General features: G+C 75.0%; 17 protein-coding genes and 1 pseudogene. 6 read left to right on the top strand and 12 right to left on the bottom strand.

The features are described from left to right. Window positions 1-19: 19 nt before the first annotated feature. A complete protein-coding gene (locus Prubr_RS23650; RefSeq protein ID WP_212817072.1) occupies window positions 20-1,108 on the top strand; it encodes a PQQ-dependent sugar dehydrogenase in 1,089 nt (362 codons plus the stop codon). Between the two features lie 619 nt (window positions 1,109-1,727). Here Prubr_RS23650 and Prubr_RS23645 read toward each other — a convergent pair. Beyond that, window positions 1,728-2,501, bottom strand: coding sequence for a DUF6042 family protein (locus tag Prubr_RS23645; protein ID WP_212817071.1), 774 nt, complete (start codon window positions 2,499-2,501; stop codon window positions 1,728-1,730). 64 nt (window positions 2,502-2,565) lie between these two features. Then, on the bottom strand, window positions 2,566-4,080 hold the full coding sequence (locus Prubr_RS23640; protein ID WP_212817070.1) for a glycoside hydrolase family 3 protein: 1,515 nt from the start codon (window positions 4,078-4,080) through the stop codon (window positions 2,566-2,568). A 214-nt stretch (window positions 4,081-4,294) separates the two neighbouring features. On the opposite strand from Prubr_RS23640, the gene Prubr_RS23635 reads away from it, so the two are divergent. From Prubr_RS23635 to Prubr_RS23620, 4 genes are all read left to right on the top strand, one after another. Further along, window positions 4,295-4,450, top strand: coding sequence for a hypothetical protein (locus tag Prubr_RS23635; RefSeq protein ID WP_212817069.1), 156 nt, complete (start codon window positions 4,295-4,297; stop codon window positions 4,448-4,450). A gap of 89 nt (window positions 4,451-4,539) precedes the next feature. Continuing rightward, window positions 4,540-5,490, top strand: coding sequence for a TIGR03557 family F420-dependent LLM class oxidoreductase (locus tag Prubr_RS23630; RefSeq protein ID WP_212817068.1), 951 nt, complete (start codon window positions 4,540-4,542; stop codon window positions 5,488-5,490). Window positions 5,491-5,557: 67 nt separating this feature from the next. Continuing rightward, window positions 5,558-7,195: a RecQ family ATP-dependent DNA helicase gene (locus Prubr_RS23625; protein ID WP_212817067.1), complete on the top strand. Its 1,638-nt coding sequence runs from the start codon at window positions 5,558-5,560 to the stop codon at window positions 7,193-7,195. Window positions 7,196-7,286: 91 nt separating this feature from the next. Further along, window positions 7,287-7,790, top strand: a complete 504-nt coding sequence (locus Prubr_RS23620; RefSeq protein WP_212817066.1) for a hypothetical protein — start codon at window positions 7,287-7,289, stop codon at window positions 7,788-7,790. On the opposite strand, the gene Prubr_RS23615 is transcribed toward Prubr_RS23620, so the two are convergent. The 8 genes and pseudogenes from Prubr_RS23615 to Prubr_RS23580 form a co-directional block, all read right to left on the bottom strand. Continuing rightward, window positions 7,780-8,763, bottom strand: a complete 984-nt coding sequence (locus tag Prubr_RS23615) for a DNA topoisomerase IB (protein ID WP_212817065.1) — start codon at window positions 8,761-8,763, stop codon at window positions 7,780-7,782. The genes Prubr_RS23620 and Prubr_RS23615 overlap by 11 nt on opposite strands. Further along, the gene (locus tag Prubr_RS23610; RefSeq protein ID WP_212828409.1) at window positions 8,744-9,769 is read right to left on the bottom strand and encodes a glycosyltransferase family 9 protein; all 1,026 of its coding nucleotides are present in this window, start codon (window positions 9,767-9,769) and stop codon (window positions 8,744-8,746) included. Before Prubr_RS23610 ends, Prubr_RS23615 begins: the two co-directional genes overlap by 20 nt. Then, entirely contained in the window at window positions 9,766-10,467 is a 702-nt protein-coding gene (locus Prubr_RS23605) for an SDR family NAD(P)-dependent oxidoreductase (RefSeq protein ID WP_212817064.1), read from the bottom strand. Before Prubr_RS23605 ends, Prubr_RS23610 begins: the two co-directional genes overlap by 4 nt. Continuing rightward, on the bottom strand, window positions 10,464-12,002 hold the full coding sequence (locus Prubr_RS23600; protein ID WP_212817063.1) for a PfkB family carbohydrate kinase: 1,539 nt from the start codon (window positions 12,000-12,002) through the stop codon (window positions 10,464-10,466). Before Prubr_RS23600 ends, Prubr_RS23605 begins: the two co-directional genes overlap by 4 nt. Next, window positions 11,999-12,679, bottom strand: coding sequence for a D-sedoheptulose-7-phosphate isomerase (locus tag Prubr_RS23595; RefSeq protein WP_212828407.1), 681 nt, complete (start codon window positions 12,677-12,679; stop codon window positions 11,999-12,001). The genes Prubr_RS23600 and Prubr_RS23595 overlap by 4 nt, the downstream gene beginning before the upstream one ends. Continuing rightward, window positions 12,676-13,893: a glycosyltransferase gene (locus tag Prubr_RS23590; protein ID WP_212817062.1), complete on the bottom strand. Its 1,218-nt coding sequence runs from the start codon at window positions 13,891-13,893 to the stop codon at window positions 12,676-12,678. Before Prubr_RS23590 ends, Prubr_RS23595 begins: the two co-directional genes overlap by 4 nt. Next, window positions 13,878-14,852, bottom strand: a complete 975-nt coding sequence (locus Prubr_RS23585) for a glycosyltransferase (RefSeq protein WP_212817061.1) — start codon at window positions 14,850-14,852, stop codon at window positions 13,878-13,880. Before Prubr_RS23585 ends, Prubr_RS23590 begins: the two co-directional genes overlap by 16 nt. Next, window positions 14,849-16,533 (bottom strand): annotated as a pseudogene (locus tag Prubr_RS23580) (HAD-IIIA family hydrolase). The gene Prubr_RS23585 and the pseudogene Prubr_RS23580 overlap by 4 nt, the downstream one beginning before the upstream one ends. A 145-nt stretch (window positions 16,534-16,678) precedes the next feature. On the opposite strand from Prubr_RS23580, the gene Prubr_RS23575 reads away from it, so the two are divergent. Then, the gene (locus tag Prubr_RS23575) at window positions 16,679-17,449 is read left to right on the top strand and encodes a polyprenol monophosphomannose synthase (RefSeq protein ID WP_212817060.1); all 771 of its coding nucleotides are present in this window, start codon (window positions 16,679-16,681) and stop codon (window positions 17,447-17,449) included. Between the two features lie 5 nt (window positions 17,450-17,454). On the opposite strand, the gene Prubr_RS23570 is transcribed toward Prubr_RS23575, so the two are convergent. Beyond that, window positions 17,455-18,168, bottom strand: coding sequence for a maleylpyruvate isomerase N-terminal domain-containing protein (locus tag Prubr_RS23570; protein ID WP_212817059.1), 714 nt, complete (start codon window positions 18,166-18,168; stop codon window positions 17,455-17,457). 149 nt (window positions 18,169-18,317) lie between these two features. Further along, on the bottom strand, window positions 18,318-18,818 hold the full coding sequence (locus tag Prubr_RS23565; protein WP_212817058.1) for a hypothetical protein: 501 nt from the start codon (window positions 18,816-18,818) through the stop codon (window positions 18,318-18,320). Window positions 18,819-18,947: the final 129 nt, after the last annotated feature.

Below are 18,947 nucleotides of genomic sequence, written 5' to 3'. Positions count from 1 at the left end.
GCGACGTAGGGTCGTACCCGTGGCGAAGCCTGACCGTCCCGGCCGGAGCCGGACCAAACTCGTGCTCGCCGGCGTCGCGGCGGTCGTGCTGCTCGCCGCCCTCGGCGCCGTCGCGGTCTGGCGGGGATGGTTCGCCGACCCGTCGGTCGACGACGCGCCCCGCGCCGGGCACGGCCCGGTGTCGACGGTCGCGAGCGACCTCGAGGCGCCGTGGGGACTGGCGTTCCGGCCCGACGGCTCGGCCCTGGTGACCGAACGCGACAGTCGCCGGATCGTGTCGGTGACGGCCGACGGGACCGTGACCGAGGTGGCCCGCGTCGACGAGGCCGTACCGCGTGGCGAGGGCGGCCTGCTCGGCATCGCCGTCTCCCCCGACCATGCCACCGACGGCTGGATCTACGTCTACTACACGGCACGCGACGACAACCGGATCGCGCGGCTGCGCCCCGGCGGACCGCCCGAACCGATCTTCACCGGCATTCCGAAGGCCAACACGCACAACGGCGGCCGGATCGCGTTCGGGCCGGACGGCATGCTCTACGCCACCACCGGCGACGCCGGCGACCGCGGCGCGGCACAGGACCGGGACAGCCTGGCCGGCAAGATCCTGCGGCTGACGCCCGAGGGCCGACCCGCGCCGGGCAACCCGTTCGGCGACTCCCCCGTCTGGAGCTACGGCCACCGCAACCCGCAGGGGCTGGGCTGGGACTCCGCCGGCACACTGTTCGCCGCCGAGTTCGGCCAGAACACGTACGACGAACTCAACCGGATCGAGCCGGGCGGCAACTACGGCTGGCCGGAGGCCGAGGGCGTCTCCGGCGACAGCCGGTTCATCGACCCGGTCGCCACCTGGGCCACCAACGACGCGTCGCCGAGCGGCATCGCCGTGGTCGGCGACGAGGTGTGGGTCGCCTGCCTGCGCGGCCAGCGGCTCTACCGGCTGGGCACCGACGGTTCCGGCGCGGAGACCCTGCTGCAGGGCGAGCACGGCCGGCTGCGGCACGTGGCGGCCGCGCCGGACGGCTCGATGTGGGTGCTCACGTCCAACCGCGACGGTCGCGGCCGCCCCCGCGACGGCGACGACCGCATCCTCCGCCTGACCCCGTGACCCACCACCCGCCCCGGTAGCCCCGCCCGGCCCCGGCCTCTACCACCACGCCGCCCACCGCCGCCGCACCCCACCCGGCCCCGCACCGCCGCACCCCGCCGCCGCACCCCGCCACCGCCGCCGCCGCACCCCGCCACCGCCGCCGCACCCCCGCCGCCGGTGCGCCTCGCCACCCCCGCGCCACCCCGAGCCTCGTCGATCACCACACGGCCCGCGCACGCCCTGCCGATCAAGGGGATGTACGCACCAAAGTGGACAGGATTCCCACAACTGCTCCTCGGTCGGCGACCGGCGCCATGACCGCCCCGTTGATCAAGGGGATATGGCACGCGAATCGGACGTGAATTCCCACGACTACTCCTCGATCACGCGTAGCGCGCTCCGCGCAGGTCTGGGAGCGGGGCCGCGCACCGCCCCGGCAGCACCCGGTCCAACGTGCGCCCTCCCCGGCCGCCGATCGAGGGGATGTCCACCCCGAATCAGGACACGAATCGCGCAACAAGTCCTTGATCGGCGCGCCGGGCGGCGGGAGCGGACCGGGATCAGCGCACCGGGGCGGCGGGAGCGGACCGGGATCAGCGCACCGGGGCGGCGGAGCGGGGCCGACGGGTGGGATGGGTCAGATGGCGTGTTCGGGGGCGGGGAGTTCGGAGAACGGGAAGCGTTGGCCGAACTCCGGCCAGGGCACGGTGATGCGTACCGAATCCGGTGGGTCGACGGTGTCGGTGCGCAGCCCGGCCAGGTTGCCGAGGTCGCCGAGCGCCTCCGTCGCCTCCCGCGGCGTCACCCCGGCCATGCCCGCGACCGCCGCGACGGTGGTGCTGACCGTGCGCCGCTTCGGCCAACGTCGGCGGGCGCGGACGGCGAGCCGGCGTACGGCGATCGCGACCTGGACGGCCCGGTCGTCGCGCTGGGCGAGTCGTTCCAGGTCGGATTCGGGTGCGGACAGCGGCAGCACGTCGAGCGGGTCACGGTCGAGGTGCGGGCACACCCAGGAATCGCCGGCGGCACCGTCGAGGTCGAACAGTCCGAGGCCGGCGAGGCAGATCAGGAGTTCGGTGACGGTGTGCGGGGTGGGCAGGTCCCGCCGCCGGCACATCTCGGCGAAGACATCCATCCGTGTTTCGCGCAGTGCGAGCACCTGCGCATACCGGGCACGGATCTCGCGTTCGGCGGGTTCGCCGCGGCGTGCCTGCCGTGCCCCGGTGCGCCCCACCCAGTCCTCGATGCCGCCGGGGTCGCACCACACCGGATCGTCCCAGGGCACCACGTCGTCCCAGGCCGAGCGGGGGAACCGGCCGGCGACGGGGACGACGGTGAGGTAGGCGTGGGCGCAGGGAAGCCACCGGATCCACGAGGGGTTCATCGCGACCCGCTGCCAGCGGGAGGTCACCGGAGGACCATACTGCGACCTACGGTGCCTGTGGGGGCACCGATGGTGAGGACGGAACGGCTGCTCAGGAGGTGCCGGCGAGCAGCTCGGCGGCGGCCCGCGCACCGGCCCGGGTGGCACCGTACGTGGCCAGGTGCGCCTGCCCGGTGACCGTGACCGGCAGCCCCATCTCCACCACGATCGCGTCGGGGCGGGCCGACAGGGCCCGGTCGACCGCGGCGGCCATCCACGGATGCCGGTGCAGGTCGCGGACGACGAGGACGAGCGACCGGCCGGCGGCGGCGGCGAGCAGCGCGGCCGGTGGTTCCCCGCCGGCCGGCAGGTCAGCCTCGTCCAGGCGGGCGGTGGTGGTGCCGGGCAGCAGGTCGGTCAGGGGTGCGCCGACGCCCCAGGGGGTCTCCGCGCCGATGGCGATGTTGCGCGGCGGGGCGAACTCGATCACGTGGGCGGGTCCGGTCAGGGGCAGCGGGACGTGGCCTCCTGCGACGGTGACCCGTACGGCCCGGCGGGCGGCGGCCAGGCCGATCGGTGACCCGTCCGGACCGTGGCCGGCCCACGGGCCGAGCCCGGACCGGCTCTGCATGGTCCAGGCGGCGAGTTCGTCGACCCGCTTGGCGGCTTCGACGAGCCGTTCCTCGGGCAGGGTGCCGTCGACGACGGCCGCCACGATCGCCCGGCGCAACCGGTCGGCGCTGTCCTCGTCGGACAGTTCACCGCCGATGCAGATGGCGTCGGCGCCGGCGGCGAGGGCGCGTACGGTGCCGGCCTCGAAGCCGTACCGGTCGGTGATGGCCTTCATCTCGATGGCGTCGGTGACGATGACGCCGTTGAAGCCGAGTTCGCCGCGGAGCAGGTCGCTCAGGACGAGGCGGCTGAGGGTGGCCGGGTGTCGCGGGTCGACTGCCGGGACGAGCAGGTGGCCGGTCATGATCGCCTGTACGCCGGCGGCGATGGCGGCCCGGAACGGCGGTAGTTCGCAGGTGTCGAGGCGGTCGCGGTCGGAGGCGATCCGGGGTACGTCGACGTGGGAGTCGACGCTGGTGTCGCCGTGGCCGGGGAAGTGCTTGGCACAGGCGGCGACGCCGCCGGACTGCAGGCCGGTGATCCAGGCGGCGGTGTGCCGGGCGACGAGTGCGGGGTCGGCGCCGAACGACCGTACGCCGATCACGGGGTTGCCGGGGTTGGAGTTGACGTCGGCGTCCGGCGCGTAGTTGAGGGTGATGCCGGCGGCGGCGAGTTCGGCGCCGATGTCGCGGGCGACCGCCTCGGTCAGGGCCGGGTCGTCGATCGTGCCGAGCGCCAGGTTGCCGGGGCGTGAGCTGCCCCGGCGGGATTCGAACCGGGTGACGTCGCCGGCCTCCTCGTCGATCGCGACGACGACGTCGGGGCGTTCGGCGCGCAGCGCGGCGGTGAGCCGGCTGACCTGCTCGGGGTCCTCGACGTTGCGGGCGAACAGCGCCACCCCGCCCAGTCCCTCGCCCAGCCAGCGGCGTATCCACGCCGGCGGGGTGGTGCCCTCGAAGCCGGGTTGCAGCACTTGGGCAGCGAGCCGCGGCAGTTCTCCGCTCCGGTCGGTCATCAGGCCCCCGTAGTTCCACAGTAGACACTCCGCCGGCCCCCACGGCTGCGCGGTAGCTGCCATGTTCACACCCGGCCGGTCTAATAGTCAATAAACCTTTCTATTAATTGGGCCGACGGCCGACCAGTTTCGGCCGGCCACTGGGAGCGCTTCCGTGATCTACGTCACGAAGCCGGGGTGGGCACGACCTCCACCGCTGTGCGAAGGTGCGGTGATGACGCGCATCTCCGCCGCCGGGCAGACCCCGTGGGTCACGGCCGCCGAGGAGACCCCGTGGTCGGAGATCCCCGGCGTCCAGCTGATCGGCGCGATCCTCGGCATCCTGCTGCTCGTGGCGGCCATCCGCGCCCTGTTCGGCAAGGGCCGCTGACCCGGGGCGACCGGGCGGACCGGGCATGAGGTGCGCCCGCCGGGGTACCTCCCCAGCCGAGGCAATCCCCCGGCTCGAGGAGGCTCGTCATGCGCATCGGCTACTTCCTGTCCAGCGAGGAGTACACCCCCGCGGAACTGCTCGACCAGGCACGGGGCGCCGAACGGGCCGGCTTCGAGGCGCTGTGGATCTCCGACCACTTCCACCCGTGGGTCGACGCGCAGGGGCAGAGCCCGTTCGTCTGGTCGATGATCGGCGCGCTGAGCCAGGTCTGCCGACTCCCGGTCACCACCGCGGTCACCTGCCCCACCGTACGCATCCATCCGGCGGTGATCGCGCAGGCCGCGGCGACCAGCGCGGTCCTCATGGAGGGCCGGTTCGTGCTCGGGGTCGGCACCGGCGAGGCCCTCAACGAGCACATCTTCGGCGACCCCTGGCCGAGCGCCGGCACCCGGCTGGAGATGCTCGAGGAGGCGATCGACATCATGCGCCGGATGTGGAAGGGCGGGTTCACCCACCACGACGGCAACCACTACACGGTGGACAACGCCCGGATCTACACGCTGCCCGAGCAGCCGCCACCGGTCTACGTCTCCGCGTTCGGCCCGAAGGCCATCGACCTCGCCGCCCGCATCGGCGACGGGTACGTCAGCACGATGCCGGACGCCGACCTGGTCCGCCGGTTCCGCGACAACGGGGGCGGCGACAAGCCGTGCCAGGGCGGCTTCAAGGCGGCGTACGCGTCGGCCGCCGACGAGGGCGCCCGGCTGGCGTACGAACGCTGGCCGAACGCGGGCGTGCCCGGCGAACTCTCCCAGGTGCTCCCGTCACCCCGACACTTCGAGCAGGCCGCCGAACTCGTCACGCCGGACCTGGTCCGCAAGGCGTTCGTCTGCGGCGACGACGCGCGGGAACACCTGGAGATGATCGACCGGTACGCCAAGGCCGGCTTCGACGAGGTCTACGTCGCCAACACCGGCCCGCACTACCAGGGCCTGTTCGACCTGTACGCCGAACGGGTGTTCCCCGCGCTGCGCTGACCGGCGGCGACGCGCCGGGTGCGGGTGTTGTTTCGCCCGCCCCGGCCCCGGGTACCCACGGTCTCCGATGAAGCTGCCACTGCACTCGACCCGGCTGCGCCGCGTCGCCCGACAGCACTTCGGTTGGCGGTCGCTGCGACCCGGTCAGCTGTCCGCCATGCGGGCCCTGATGAAGCGCCGCGACGCGCTCGTCGTCCTGCCGACGGGAGCCGGCAAGTCCGCCGTCTACCAGGTTCCGGCCACGCTGCTGGCCGGACCGACGGTCGTGGTCTCGCCGCTGCTCGCCCTGCAACAGGACCAGATCATCGCGCTCAACGAGCGGGGCGACCCGCGGCTGCGGGCGGTGCGGGTCAGCTCGGCCGAGACGCCCGGCCAGCAGGCCGCCGCGCTCGAGGATCTGCGTACCGGCCGGGCCCGGTTCCTGTTCATCACGCCCGAGCAGCTGAACCGGCCGGACCGGCTGGCCGAGGTCAAGGCGCTGCGACCGGCGCTGGTCGCGGTCGACGAGGCGCACTGCATCTCGGCCTGGGGACACGACTTCCGGCCCGACTACCTGGCCCTGGGGCATCTGATCCGCGGCATCGGCCGGCCGCCGGTGGTCGCCCTGACCGCCACCGCGTCCCCGCCGGTACGCGACGACATCGTCGACCGGCTGGGCCTGTCCGACCCGCGGACCGTGGTGTCCGGGCTGGACCGGCCGAACCTGTTCCTCGAGGTCGGCCACTGCCCCACCGAGGACTACCGCTGGCGCCGGCTGCTCGCGCTGCTCGACGCCGAGGAGCGACCCGGCGTGATCTACGTCGCCACCCGCCGGGCGGCCGAGGAACTGGCCGGCCAACTGACCACGGCCGGCCACCCGGCCGCGCACTACCACGGCGGAATGGCCGCCGGCGCGCGGGAACGGCTGCACGGGGACTTCCTCGCCGACCGGGTGCCGATCATGGTGGCGACGTCGGCGTTCGGCATGGGCATCGACAAACCGAACATCCGGTGGGTGGCGCACGTGGCCCTGCCCGACTCCCCGGACAGCTACCTGCAGGAGATCGGCCGGGCCGGCCGGGACGGCCGGCCGGCGCGGGCGTTGCTGCTGTGGCGGGCCGAGGACGTCGGCATCCAGCGGTACTTCACCGGCGGCGGCCCGGACGAGACCGACCTGCGCGACCTCGCCGCGCTGCTGCGCGACGGGCCGGCGACAAAAGCCGAGCTACGCGAACGCAGCGGATTGAGCGCCCGCAAGCTGGGTCAGCTGCTCGCCCTGCTGGAGCAGGTCGGCGCCGCCGCCACCCGGGCCGGCAACCGGCTCGCCAGCCCCCGGTACGCCCCGGAACCGGCGGACGCGGCCCGGACGGCGCTCGCCGAGGCGGAGCGGCAGCAGGCGGTGCAACGCTCGCGTACGGACATGATGCGTGCCTTCGCCGAGCACGGTGGCTGCCGGGGGCAGACGCTGCTGGCGTACTTCGGTGAGCACATGAAGAAGGTCTGTGGGCACTGCGACAACTGCCACGCCGGCAACAGCACCGCCGACGACGGGTCGAGCGGGCCGTTCCCGGTGCACAGCACGGTGCGGCACGCCGAGTGGGGCAGCGGCATGGTGCTCGGCTACGAGGACGACCGGATGACGGTTCTCTTCGACGACGTCGGCTACAAGACGCTGTCGGTGCCGGTGGTCAGCGAGCAGGGGCTGCTGGCCCGCGAGGCGGGCTGATCGCCCTGTCGGCCCGCGAGGCGGGCTGATCCACGACGCCGACCTGATCTAGTCTCACGCGGGGACGATCCCCGTTCTGGAAGGGGTTCCGATGACCGAGCAACCGGTGTTCAGCACCTTCGGCTTCTCCGACGAGGAGTGGGGGCTGCTGGTCGGCCTGCCGCACGCGGTGCTGACCGCGGCGACGGCGGCGGAGGCCGACAGCACCCGCCGGACGATGGCCGAGAACGCGGCCGGCCTGGAGGCGATCTCGACCGGGCGGGAGGCACCGAGCCCGCTGGTGTCGGCGATCGCGGTCGAACTCGTGTCCCGGGTCGGTGACCCGGAGACCGGCGAGGAACTGCCGATCATCGCACCGCCGGACCCGCAGGCGCTGATCGCCGACGTGCTGGGTCGGGCGAAGGAGGCGGCGGCGCTGGTCGACGGGAAGGTCGACGAGGGCGACGCCGGTGCGTACAAGCACTGGCTGTTGACCATCGCCGACGAGGTGGTCTCGGCGGCCCGCAGCGGCGGGGTGTTCGGCATCGGCGGCGAGGTCGTCACCGAGTCGGAGCGCCGGTTCCGCGACGAGCTGTCGCACATGCTCACCGACTGACCAGCAGGTCGAGTACGGCCCGCTCGGCATCCTCCCGGCTCGCCGGGTCGGCCACCCGCGCCACCACCCCGCCGTGGTAGAGGTCCACGATCCGGGGATCCACATAGGATGCGCGGGCCACGGTGGGGGTGTTGCCGAGCAGGCCGCCGACCTCCCGCATGACGGCGGTGACGACCCGGCGGCGGGCGGTCGCGGAGGTCGCCGGGGCGGCACCGGCAAGTCCGGTCGCGGCCCGGACGGTGGCGTGCCAGGTGCGGAAGTCCTTGGCGGTCATCGCGCCGCCGCTGGCCTGCCGCAGGTAGCCGTTGATCTCGTCGCTCTTCACGTCGTACCAGTGCCGGCCGGCCAGGTAGCCGAAGAGCCGGTCGCCGGCGGCCCGGCTGCGCCGCAGGTGGCGCAGTACGGCACACACGTCGCGGTCGTCGACCTCGCGGATCTGGGCGACGCCGCCCTTGGCCGGGAACTCCAGGATCATCCGGCCGGCGCGTGGCCGGGCGTGTTCGGCGCGCAGGGTGGCCACCCCGAAGGTGGGGTCGTCGCCGGCGGCGTACTGGTCGCCGCCGACGCGGAACATCCCCATGTCGAGCAGCCGGGTGACGGTGGCGAGGACCCGCTCGCGGCGCAGCCCGCGGCCGGTCAGGTCGACGGCGACCCGTTCGCGCAGGGCCGGCAGCCGGGTGGCGACCTCCAGCACGTGGTCGAACTTGGCCTCGTCCCGCCGCGTTCTCCACAGTGGATGGTAGACGTACTGCTTGCGGCCGGCGGCGTCGACGCCGGTGGCCTGGATGTGGCCCTGCGGGTCGGGTGAGATCCAGACCTGCCGCCAGGCCGGCGGGATGGCCAGGGCGCGGAGCCGGTCGAGTTCGTCCGGCGCGGTGATCGGCCGGCCGTCGAGGTCGAGGAAGCTGACGCCGCGGCCGCGCCGGCGCCGGCCGTACCCGGGGCGGTCCAGGTCAGTGCGCCGTAACCGCATCCCGCACCTGGCCGGTCCGGTCCGCCTCGGACACCGCCGCCAGCACCTCGTCGGGTTCGACGGCCAGCAGCGACGGGTGTGGGGTGTCCGCCGGCGCCGGCTCGCCGGCCAGGTCGGCCCGCCACAGCACCCGGTGCCACGGCCGGTCCGCCGGCGGCGCCCACCGGTGCGGCGGAACCGGGCCGAAGAGCAGCACCGAAGGGGTCCGGTACGCCGTGGCGAGGTGCGCGATCCCGGTGTCCCCGCTGATCACCATCCGGCCGTACGCGACGAGGGTGGCCAGTTCGGCCAGGTCGGTGTGCCCGGCGAGTACGGCGTTCATCGGCAGACCGGCGCCGGTGGCGACCTCCTCGGCGAGGTCGTGTTCGTCCGCCGACCCGGTGACCACGATGTGGTGGCCGAGCCCGTCCAGCGACCGGGCGAGGTCGGCCCAGCGCTGCGCGGGCCAGCGCCGCGCGGTGTCCTTGCCGCCGGGGTGCACGACGGTCAGACCGACCGGCAGCCAGGCCGGCGGGGGCCGGCGCAGCGCCAGGTCACCCGGGTCGGCGGCGATGCCGTACCCGCGCAGCAGGCGGCACCACCGCTGCACCTCGTGCTCGTCGTCGTTCCAGTGCGGACCGTCGAGGTGGCCGGCGGCGGGGCAGGCGAAGCCGAGCAGCCGCCCCGGGTTCGCGGCCAGCAGCAGCTCGTGCGATCGTGGGCCGCGCCCGTGCAGGTTGACCGCCAGCTCCGGGGTCACCCCGTCCAGCGCCGCCCACTGCCCCGGCACCGGTCCGGCGCCGTCGACGGGCTCCGGTTCGCCCGCCGGCTCCGGTTCGCCGGCCGGCCCGAGGCCGTCGAGCGGCAGGAGCCGGTCCACCGCGCCGACCAGGTCGACCAGCGGTGCCAGCCAGCGCGGCGCGGCCAGCACCAGGTCCTGGTCCGGGTACGCGGCCTTCAGGCCACGCAGCGCCGGCACCGCCGTCGCGAGATCTCCGACCCCGAGGGCCCGCAGCACCAGGATCACGGGTACGACGTCTCCCGGTCGGCGCACAGCACCATCTCGCGGACAGCGCTACCCGGCGGTTGGCGCAGGGCGAAGACGACGGCGGCGGCCACCGCGGCCGGGTCGTTGAGCACCGCGTCGGCGCCCGGCCGGTACTGTTCCTCGCGGCCGTCGAAGAACGCGGTCCGCATCCCGCCCGGCACCAGCAGGGTGACCCCGACCGAGCCGGCGAGTTCGGCGGCGAGCGCGCGGGTGAACCCGACGACCCCGAACTTGGCCGCGCAGTAGGCGGTGGCGTCCGCGACGGCCTTCAGACCGAGCGTGGAGGCGACCGTGACGACGTTCCCGCCGCTGTCGATCAGGTACGGCAGCGCGGCCCGGACGACGGCCGCGGTGCCGAGCAGGTCGACGGCGACCACCCGCTCCCAGTCGGCCGCCGGCACGTCGACCAGCGCGCCCGGCCGGTCCACGCCGGCCGCGGTGACCACCCCGCCGAACCCGCCGGCCAGCTCGGCCAGCCGCCGGGTCGCCTCCTCCGCGGCCCGGGTGTCGGCGAGGTCGCAGGCCAGCCAGTCCACGCCGGGGGCCGGTTCGGTCAGGTCCAGCACGTAGGGGCGGCCGCCGGCATCGGCGATCGCGGCCACCACCGCCGCGCCGAGCCCGCTCGACCCGCCGGTCACCAGCACCGCCGGGCCGCCGCCCGGTGCGGTCGCGGTCATCGCGCCTCCTCCGCCGGCCGCCCCGCCCCCGAGCGGGCCGCGGCGATCATCCCGGTGGTGGACCGGCCGTCGAGGTACGGCACGACGACGGTCTGCCCGCCCCAGCGGCGTACCAGGGCCGCCTCGGGCAGGTCGGGCTCGTCACCGCCGCCCCCGGCGTAGTCGCCGCCCTTGACCCACACGTCGGGCCGCAGCCAGGACAGCACCGCGTGCGGGGTCGCCTCGTCGAAGATGACGACCGCGTCGACGCAGCCGAGCGCGGCCAGCAGCCGGCTGCGGTCGCCCTGCGGCACCACCGGCCGCTCCGGGCCCTTCAGCCCGGCGACGCTCGCGTCGGAGTTCAGGCAGACCACCAGGCAGTCGCCGAGCCGGCGGGCCGCCTGGAGGGTGGCGACGTGGCCGGCGTGCAGCAGGTCGAAACAGCCCCCGGTGGCCACGACGGTGCCGCCCCGGGCCCGTACGTCGGCGACCAGCGCGCCGGCCGCCACCGAGTGGCCGTCGGCGCCGTCGGGCCGGTGCGGCGGCGCCCCGGCACCGTCGTCCCCGGTGTGCCGCGGTCCGGCACCGGCCGGCCGGTCGCCGTACACGCCGGTGCCGGTCGGACGCCGGTACGCGGCCTTCACCGCCGCGCCGCTGCCCGGGCCGGGCACCAGGGCCGCGCCGACCCCGCCCGCCGCGACGTACTCGGTCGCCTCGCGGACCGCCTCCTGGACGGCTTCGGAGACCAGCGCACCCTGCGCCAGCGCGCCGGTGGCGGTGGCGGCGAAGAGGTCACCGGCCCCGCAGGTGTCGCCGTCGGCGTTGGCCGGCGCCGGCACCACCAACGGCGTCGGGCCGGAGTGGCACAGCAGCGCCCCGTCGCCGCCCATCGTCACCGCGACCGCGCCGGCCCGCCAGCGCCGGCGCAGTTCCTGGGCCCCCCGGGAGGCGGTCGCCAGCCGGGAGCCGTCCGGGCCGTCGCCGGTGAGCTGGCGTACCTCGTTCTCGTTGGGGGTGACCAGGCGGACGCCGGGCGCGGCGCGCGGGCCGCGCGGGTGCGGGTCCCAGACGACCGGCGCGCTGGTACGGGCCAGCGCGGCCCGGACCGCCGGGGCGGCGGCGACGCCGCGGCCGTAGTCGCTGACCAGGATCGCGGCGGCACCGGCGAGCGCGGCCCGGGCGGCCGGCGGCGGTTCGCCCGGGCGGCCGGCGGCTCCACCCCGGTCCAGCCGCAGCAGCACCTGCCCGCGGGCCCGCAGCCGGATCTTCTCGGCGGTGGCGCCGGGCAGCGGCAGCACGTGCACCTCGATCCCGGCGTCGGCGAGCAGTTCGCGCAGCCGGGCCCCGCCGTCGTCGTCGGCGAGCGCGGTGACCAGGGCGACGTCGAAGCCCTGCCGGGCGGCGAACAGCGCGGCCAGACCGGCGCCGCCGGGCCGGTCGAGGGTGGTCGCCTCCTCCAGCACCGGCACCGGCACGTCGGGGCAGAGCCGGGTGACCATCCCGTCCACGTCGCGGTCGAGCAGGGTGTCGCCGACGACGACCAGGCGGTGCGTCATGTGCTCACCTCGCTTGCCTCGGTTGGGGCACCGAGCCCGCGGATTCCCCCATTCCGGCCGGTCATGTGCTCCACCGTCGGCACGGTGCCGGAAAGGCCGCGCACGGCCGGCAGGTCACGGTCGACGTACTCGCACAGCACGTGCGCCGACAGCAGGTGCAGTTCCTGCACCACCTGCGGTTCCGGTGACGGCACCGCGAGGACCTCGGTGCACAGCTCGGCGAGCGGGTTCGGGGCCGGGCCGGTCAGCGCCCAGCAGCGCAGGCCCTGTTCGCGGCCGGCCCGCGCGGCGGCGAGCAGGTTGGCGCTGCGGCCGCTGGTCGACAGCAGCAGCAGGACGTCGTCGGCCCGGCCGTGGGCGCGTACCTGGCGGGCGAAGACCTCGTCGTAGCCGTAGTCGTTGCCGATCGCGGTCAGCGACGACGTCTCGGCGCACAGCGCGATCGCGGACAGCGGGGTGCGGTCGTCGCGCAGCTTGCCGACGAGTTCGGCGGCCAGGTGCTGCGCCTCGGCCGCGCTGCCGCCGTTGCCGGCGACCAGCAGCCGGCCGCCGGTGCCCAGGGTCCAGGCCAGTTCGCCGCCCCACCGGTCGAGCCGGTCGGCGACCCGCCGGAAGGGCCGCAGGGCCGCGGCGAGCGCGGCGAGGTGGCTGTCCAGGACCGACGGGGCCGTCATCAGGCGACCGCCCCACTGGTCCGGCGCACCCCGACGACGGCCGAGTAGACGGTGCCGAGCTGGGCGGCGGCCCGCCGCCAGGTGTAGGACTGCCGGGCCCGGTCGACGGCCGCGGTGGCGTACGCGAACCGGCGGACCCGGTCGTCGAGCAGGCCGCGGATCGCGGCGCCGAGGGCGCGCGGGTCGCGCGGCGGCACCAGGTCACCGGTGAGGCCGTGGACGACCGTGTCGGTGAGTCCGCCGACCGCGGTGGCGACCACCGGTACGCCGCACGCCATCGCCTCCAGCGGGGTGAGGCCGAACGGCTCGTACCAGGGGGCGGCGACCAGCACGTCCGCCGAGCGGTACCAGAGCGGCATCTGGTCGGGCGGCACCGCGCCGACCAGCCGTACCCGGTCGGCGACGCCGAGCGAGGCGGCGAACGCCCGAAGCCGGCGGGCGTGCGGTTCGTCGTCGAGGCGGTCGGCGGGCGGCCCGCCGACGACGACGCACTCGGCGTCCGGGATGAGCCGCAGCGCGGCGATCACGTCCTGGAAGCCCTTGCGCTCGACCAGCCGGCCGACGGTGAGGACGCGTGGCCGGCCCGGCACCCGCGGGGCGACCGGCCCGGTCGGCGCGAAGACCTCGTCGTCGACACCGGAGGGCACCACCGCGATCCGGTTGCGGGGCACCCCCATCCGGACCAGCTCGCGCACCTCGTCGGCGCACTGCGCGACGACCCGGTCGACGGCCCGGCCGAGGGCGCGCTCGTAGCCGATCCGGCGGGGCGGGCTGGTGTCCATCGTGCCCTGGTGGCGACGCTTGACGGTGCCGAGCGCGTGGTACGTCTGCACGACCGGCACCCCGGTCCGCCCGGCGGCGGTGACCGCGGCGAGTCCGCTCATCCAGAAGTGCGCGTGGACGACGTCGGGCAGCGGCTCGGCGTCGCCCCACCGGTCGCCCAGCCACCGGCCGAAGGCGCCCATGTGCGGCAGCAGGGCGTCCTTGGGCAGCGGTTCGGGCGGACCGGCCGGCACGTGCACGACGAGCCCCCCGCCGGGCATCGGCACGGTCGCCGGCAGGTCGGGCGAGTCCCGGCGGGTGTAGACGCGTACCTCGTGGCCGTCGCGGGCCAGTGCCGTGGCGAGCTGCGCCACGTGCGTGTTCTGGCCGCCGGCGTCCTCGCCGCCGGGCACCGCGAGCGGGCTCGCGTGCTCGGAGATCATCGCGATACGCATACTTCCTCCTCCAGCAACCGGTCCCAGTCCGCCAGGAACCGGTCCAGGCCGTAGCGGGTGCGGGCGACCTCGCGGGCACGCGCCCCGAGCCGGTCCGCCGCGTCCGGTTCGTCGATCAGCCACCGGGCGGCGTCGACGAGGGTGTCGACCCGGGTGGACAGCACACCGGCCTGTGCCGGGATTGCCTCGACCGCCTCGGTGCTGGCCAGGGCGAGGACCGGCATGCCCATCGCCATCGCCTCGACGAGGCTGAGCCCGAGCGACGTCCACCGGCACAGGTGCAGGTAGGCCCGCCGCCGCGCCACCTGGGCGTGCATCCGGTCCTGCGGTACGTCGTCGTGGACGGCGAGCCGGTCGGCGGGCAGGCCCAGCCGGGTCGGCAGTCCGCTCACCCCGAGCCCGTAGACGTCGAGGGGGGCGACCGCGGCGAAGCGGGGCATCAGGTCGGTGCCGGTGACCCGCCAACGGCGTACCGGCTCGTTGGTGACCAGGGCGAGCCGGTCGAGTTCGCCGGTCCAGCGCGGGACCGGTGCGACGACCCCGTGCTCGATGACGGCGGTCCGGGTCGCCCCGGTGTCCCAGAACAGCTCGTTGAAGTGGGTGACGTGGGCGACGAGCAGGTCGTCGCGGTCGGCGAACGGGTGCCGGGTCTGCGGCACCTCGCCCCTGGGGGTGTTGTGCTCGACGTAGACCGCCGGCAGGTCGCGGCCGATCCGGCGCCCCAGCCAGGTGTGGACGAGGTCGACCTCCTCGGGGCGCTGCAGGAGGACCACGTCGACGTCCTCGCGGGCCAGCCGCTCCGCGGTGACCTCCCGTACGGTGTCCGGCCAGTCGTAGGTGCGGGCCCGGCCCAGCCCGTACGCGTCGCGCGCGGCGTTGACCGGCACGAGGTAGCGGTGCCTGCCGTGCACGAGCGCGGTGGTCCAGGAGCCGTGCACGTGCCAGAGGAGGATGTTCACCCGGCACCCGCCACGGGGCCGCCGGCCGGTACGCCGATCAGCCGTACCGCGTCGACGACGCTGTCCGGCTCCACCCGGGACAGGCAGGGGTGGCCGGTCACCGGGCAGGCGGTGGCCCGGGTGTGCCGGCAGGGGCGGTGGCGTCGCCGAGGCGGACCCACGGCACCCGGTACGGCCCCCACTGTCCGAAGGAGACGGTCGGGGCGAACAGGCTCACCACCGGGGTGCCGACGGCGGCGGCGATGTGCGCCGGCCCGGTGTTGCCGACGACGAGGGCACCGGCGCCGGCGATGATCCGGACCAGGTCGGGCAGTGCGGTCCGGCCGCCGAGGTCGATCCCGGCGGTCCCGGCGACCCGGGCGCACAGCTCGCGCTCGCCCGGTCCACCGGTGACCAGGACCCGGTGGCCGGCGCCGGCCAGTGCCTGGACGATCTGTTCGCAGCGCACCGGCGGGCAGGCCCGGGCCGGCACCGACGAGCCGGGGTGCACGACCACGTACGGGCGGCCGGCGGCACCGGGGCCGGTCCGCAGCCGCAGGACGGGTTCGTCGCCGGGCGGCAGCGCGAACCCGGCCGCGGCCGCCAGCGACAGGGCGCGTTCCGGTTCGGGGATGCCGAGCGGCACCCGGTGCCGTACGTCGAGCAGCGAGCCCGGGTAGTCGTCGCTGATCGCCGCGATCCGCGCCACGCCGGCCATCCGCAGCACCAGGGCCAGCGGCAACGCCGACTGGTGGAAGGAGGTGAACAGCACCGCCTCCTGGACACCGGTCGCGGCGAGCCGGTCGGTCAGCCGGCCGACCTGTTCCCGGTCGACGGCGGCCGGGTCGGGGTCGATCCACGGCAGCGACCACTCGACGATCTCGTCGACGCCGGGCAGCAGTTCGGCGGCGGCCCGGCCGCGCGGGCCGCACAGCATCACCACCCGGTCGGCGCCGGCCGCCACCGCCCGGATCGCCGGCCCGGTGACCAGCACGTCGCCGGCCGAGTCGGGGCGGGCCACCAGGACCGCGCGCGGGCGGGACCGGCGGGTCGCGCGGGCCGGGCCGACGAGGCGCTGGCGGCGCAGGATCAGGTCGGCCGCGCCACGCAGGTCGCCGGCGACGGCCGGGGCGGCGGCGATCTCCTCCGGCCGGGTGGCCGGGGTCGGCACCAGTACGCCCGCCGCGCCGGCGGCGCCGGCGGCGGTCATGTCGCGGCCGATGTCGCCGACGACGACGCACCGGCCCGGCACGGTCCCGAGTGCCCGGGCGGCGTCGATCACCAGCCCGGGCGCCGGTTTCCGGCACCGGCAGCCGGCCCGGCCGCCCGGCCCACCGGGCGCGTCGGCGTCGGAGTCGGCGGGATCGTCGTGCGGGCAGATCTGCCAGGTGTCGAACGGGCCGAGCAGCTCGTCGATCCGGGCGTTGACCCGGGCCAGGTCCGCCGCGCTGAAGTGGCCCCGGGCCAGCCCGGACTGGTTGGTGACCACGCCGAGCCGCAGCCCGGCGGCGCGCAGCCGGTCGAGTGCCTCCCGGGCACCGTCGACGGGTCGTACCCGGTCGGGGTCGCCGTTGTACGGCACGTCGTGCACGAGCGTGCCGTCGCGGTCGAACAGCACGGCGTCGAACAGGACCGCACCCGTACCCGGTCCGGCGCGTCCCGCGCCGGACCCACCCCTGGGATCGACCTGCTGAGCTGGCACTTCGGGCGGGTTCCCGGGGGCCGGGGAAGTAAACGTCGCTTCCCGCGGGCCGGCCCGGCCGCCGCGCCGGGGTGGCGGACTGCGGCACCGCCGCGGGATGACTACCCTCTCCGGAGGAAATGTCAGCCTATAGAGGATGCCTTTCATGATCGAGCCCGTGCAGTTACCCCCGCCGTGGTGTGACGCGCGCGTCACCGTGGTCGTGCCGACCTACAACGAGGCGGGCAACCTGCCCGTCCTGGTCGAGCGGCTGCTCGCACTCCCGTTGCCGGCCCTGCACATCCTGATCGCCGACGACAACTCGCCGGACGGCACCGGCGACGTGGCCGACAAGCTCGCCACCGACCACCCCGAGCGGATCACGGTGGTGCACCGTCCCGGCAAGGAGGGGCTGGGCCGGGCGTACGTCGACGGGATCGGCCGGGCCCTCGACGCCGGCGCCGACTACGTGGCGCAGATGGACGCCGACCTGTCCCACCCGCCGGAGGCCCTGCCCGGGATGCTGGGCACCCTGCTGTCCACCAGCGCGGGTGTGGTCATCGGTTCGCGCTACGTGCCGGGCGGTCAGCTCGACGAGGCGTGGCCGCTCTACCGCCGGGCGCTGAGCGGCTGGGCGAACTTCTACGTGCACTCGCTGCTGCGGGTCCGCATCCGCGACCTGACGGCCGGCTTCAAGATCTGGCGCTCGGACGTGCTGCGCGACATCGACCTGGGCCGGGTGCAGTCCAACGGCTACAGCTTCCAGGTCGAGATGCACTACCTGGCCACCCGGCTCGGGCACACCGTGCTGGAGGTGCCGATCCGCTTCGCCGACCGCCTCGACGGCACCTCGAAGATGACGACGGCGACCAAGGTGGAGAGCGCGCTGATGCCGTTCCGGCTGCGCAGCAAGCACCGGGGCGTCGGCCGCGACTGACCCGTTCAGGCCAGCACCACCAGCGCCTCGTGGATGTCGTCGGGCAGCGCGTCGATGCCCAGCCGGTCGGCGACCGCCTCGACGAAGTCGCGCTCGGTGAGCCGGGCCTGCTGCCCGCCGAGCCGGATGAGCTCGACCCCGCCGTCCGGTGTGACGACCACGCCCTGGCCCGCCTCGGCCACCGCGAGCCGGGCGAACCGTACCCGCCACCGCAGCCGTTCCTCCTGCTCGGTGGGCGACTGCGGCACCCCGGCGTCGTCGGCGTGCGTGGCCAGCTCGCTGGCCAGATAGAACACCTGCCGACCGACCGGGTAGTCGCCGGCCGCCGTCTGGAGGGTGCCGCGCTCGCCGCGCTCGCGCAGCCGGCGGCGGTTGTCGGCCGAGGCGGCCCGCCACTGCGCGAGAACCGTCTGGGCCGCGAGGCCGGCCCGCCGGGCGATTCCCCGGGCGTTCCGATCGGCGAGGTCGACCCCGCCGACGTCGTCCTCGAAGTCCTCGACCCTGCCGTCGAGCCCGGCGTGCGTGTAGTCCTCGGTGGTGATCAGGTGGGCGAGCAGGGCACGCCGGTCCCAGCCGGCGCAGCGGGTGGGGGCCGACCACGCGGCGTCGGACAGGCCGCGGTAGAAAGCGTCCACCCGGGCCGCTTCGGTGTCGAGGACGTCGAACGGGTCGATTCCGGCCATCTCCGTCAGGTCGGCCAGGTCGGTCGCGCGGGTCATCGCCTCACCTCCGTGACCGGGTGTTTGCCCCGCCCGGGCCGGTCTCATTCCACCGACCGGCCCTTTCCGCCGGAGAGACGCCGGACCGGGCGTTTCCGCCGGGCCCGCGGGGCGGTGCCGCCGGAGCGGCGGCACCGCGTACGACATGGTCAGCAGCCGCAGGTGTAGTAGAGGATGTCCCAGTGGCTGCCCTCTTTGGTGTAGAGGTTGCCGGAGGCCGCCCGGTACTGGTGTCCCCAGCCGGAGATGTAGCCGACGTAGGTGTAGGACCGGGTGATGTAGTTCTCCACGCAGGTGGTCAGCCGGATGTCCACCTTGTAGCCGTTCCAGTGGCTGTAGGTGCCGCCGGCGTGGCCGGTCTCGGTGCCGGCGGTGATGGTGACCGCGCACCCGCTGGCGCGTTTGAAGGTGATGATCCCGGTGATCGTCGCCTGGCGGATGCCGTCGAACGACGTACACGTGGGGATGTTGCGGTTGCTGCATCCGCCGCTGGAGGTCCAGCTGATGCCGGCGGCGCTCAGCTGTGACGTCGCGCTGGAGTGGGTGATGGCGTGGGCCGGGGTGGAGAAGCCGAGGGCGGTGACGGTGGCGGCGAACACCGCGACCAGCAGGGTGAGCACGCGTCGGGTCGCGCGGCGGGTGGGTGTCATGGGAACTCCGGTTCTCGGGTGGGGGTTTTCTACATGACATGGGTCAACCCTGCAGTTTTCTTACCAGAGATCGACGATCTTGCATAGACATGATCGTCGGCCGACGCCGCGTGATCCGCAAACTCCGAC

It is taken from the genome of Polymorphospora rubra (assembly GCF_018324255.1).
GTDB classification, from domain to species: domain Bacteria; phylum Actinomycetota; class Actinomycetes; order Mycobacteriales; family Micromonosporaceae; genus Polymorphospora; species Polymorphospora rubra.
This window is presented reverse-complemented; position numbering and strand designations above follow the sequence as displayed.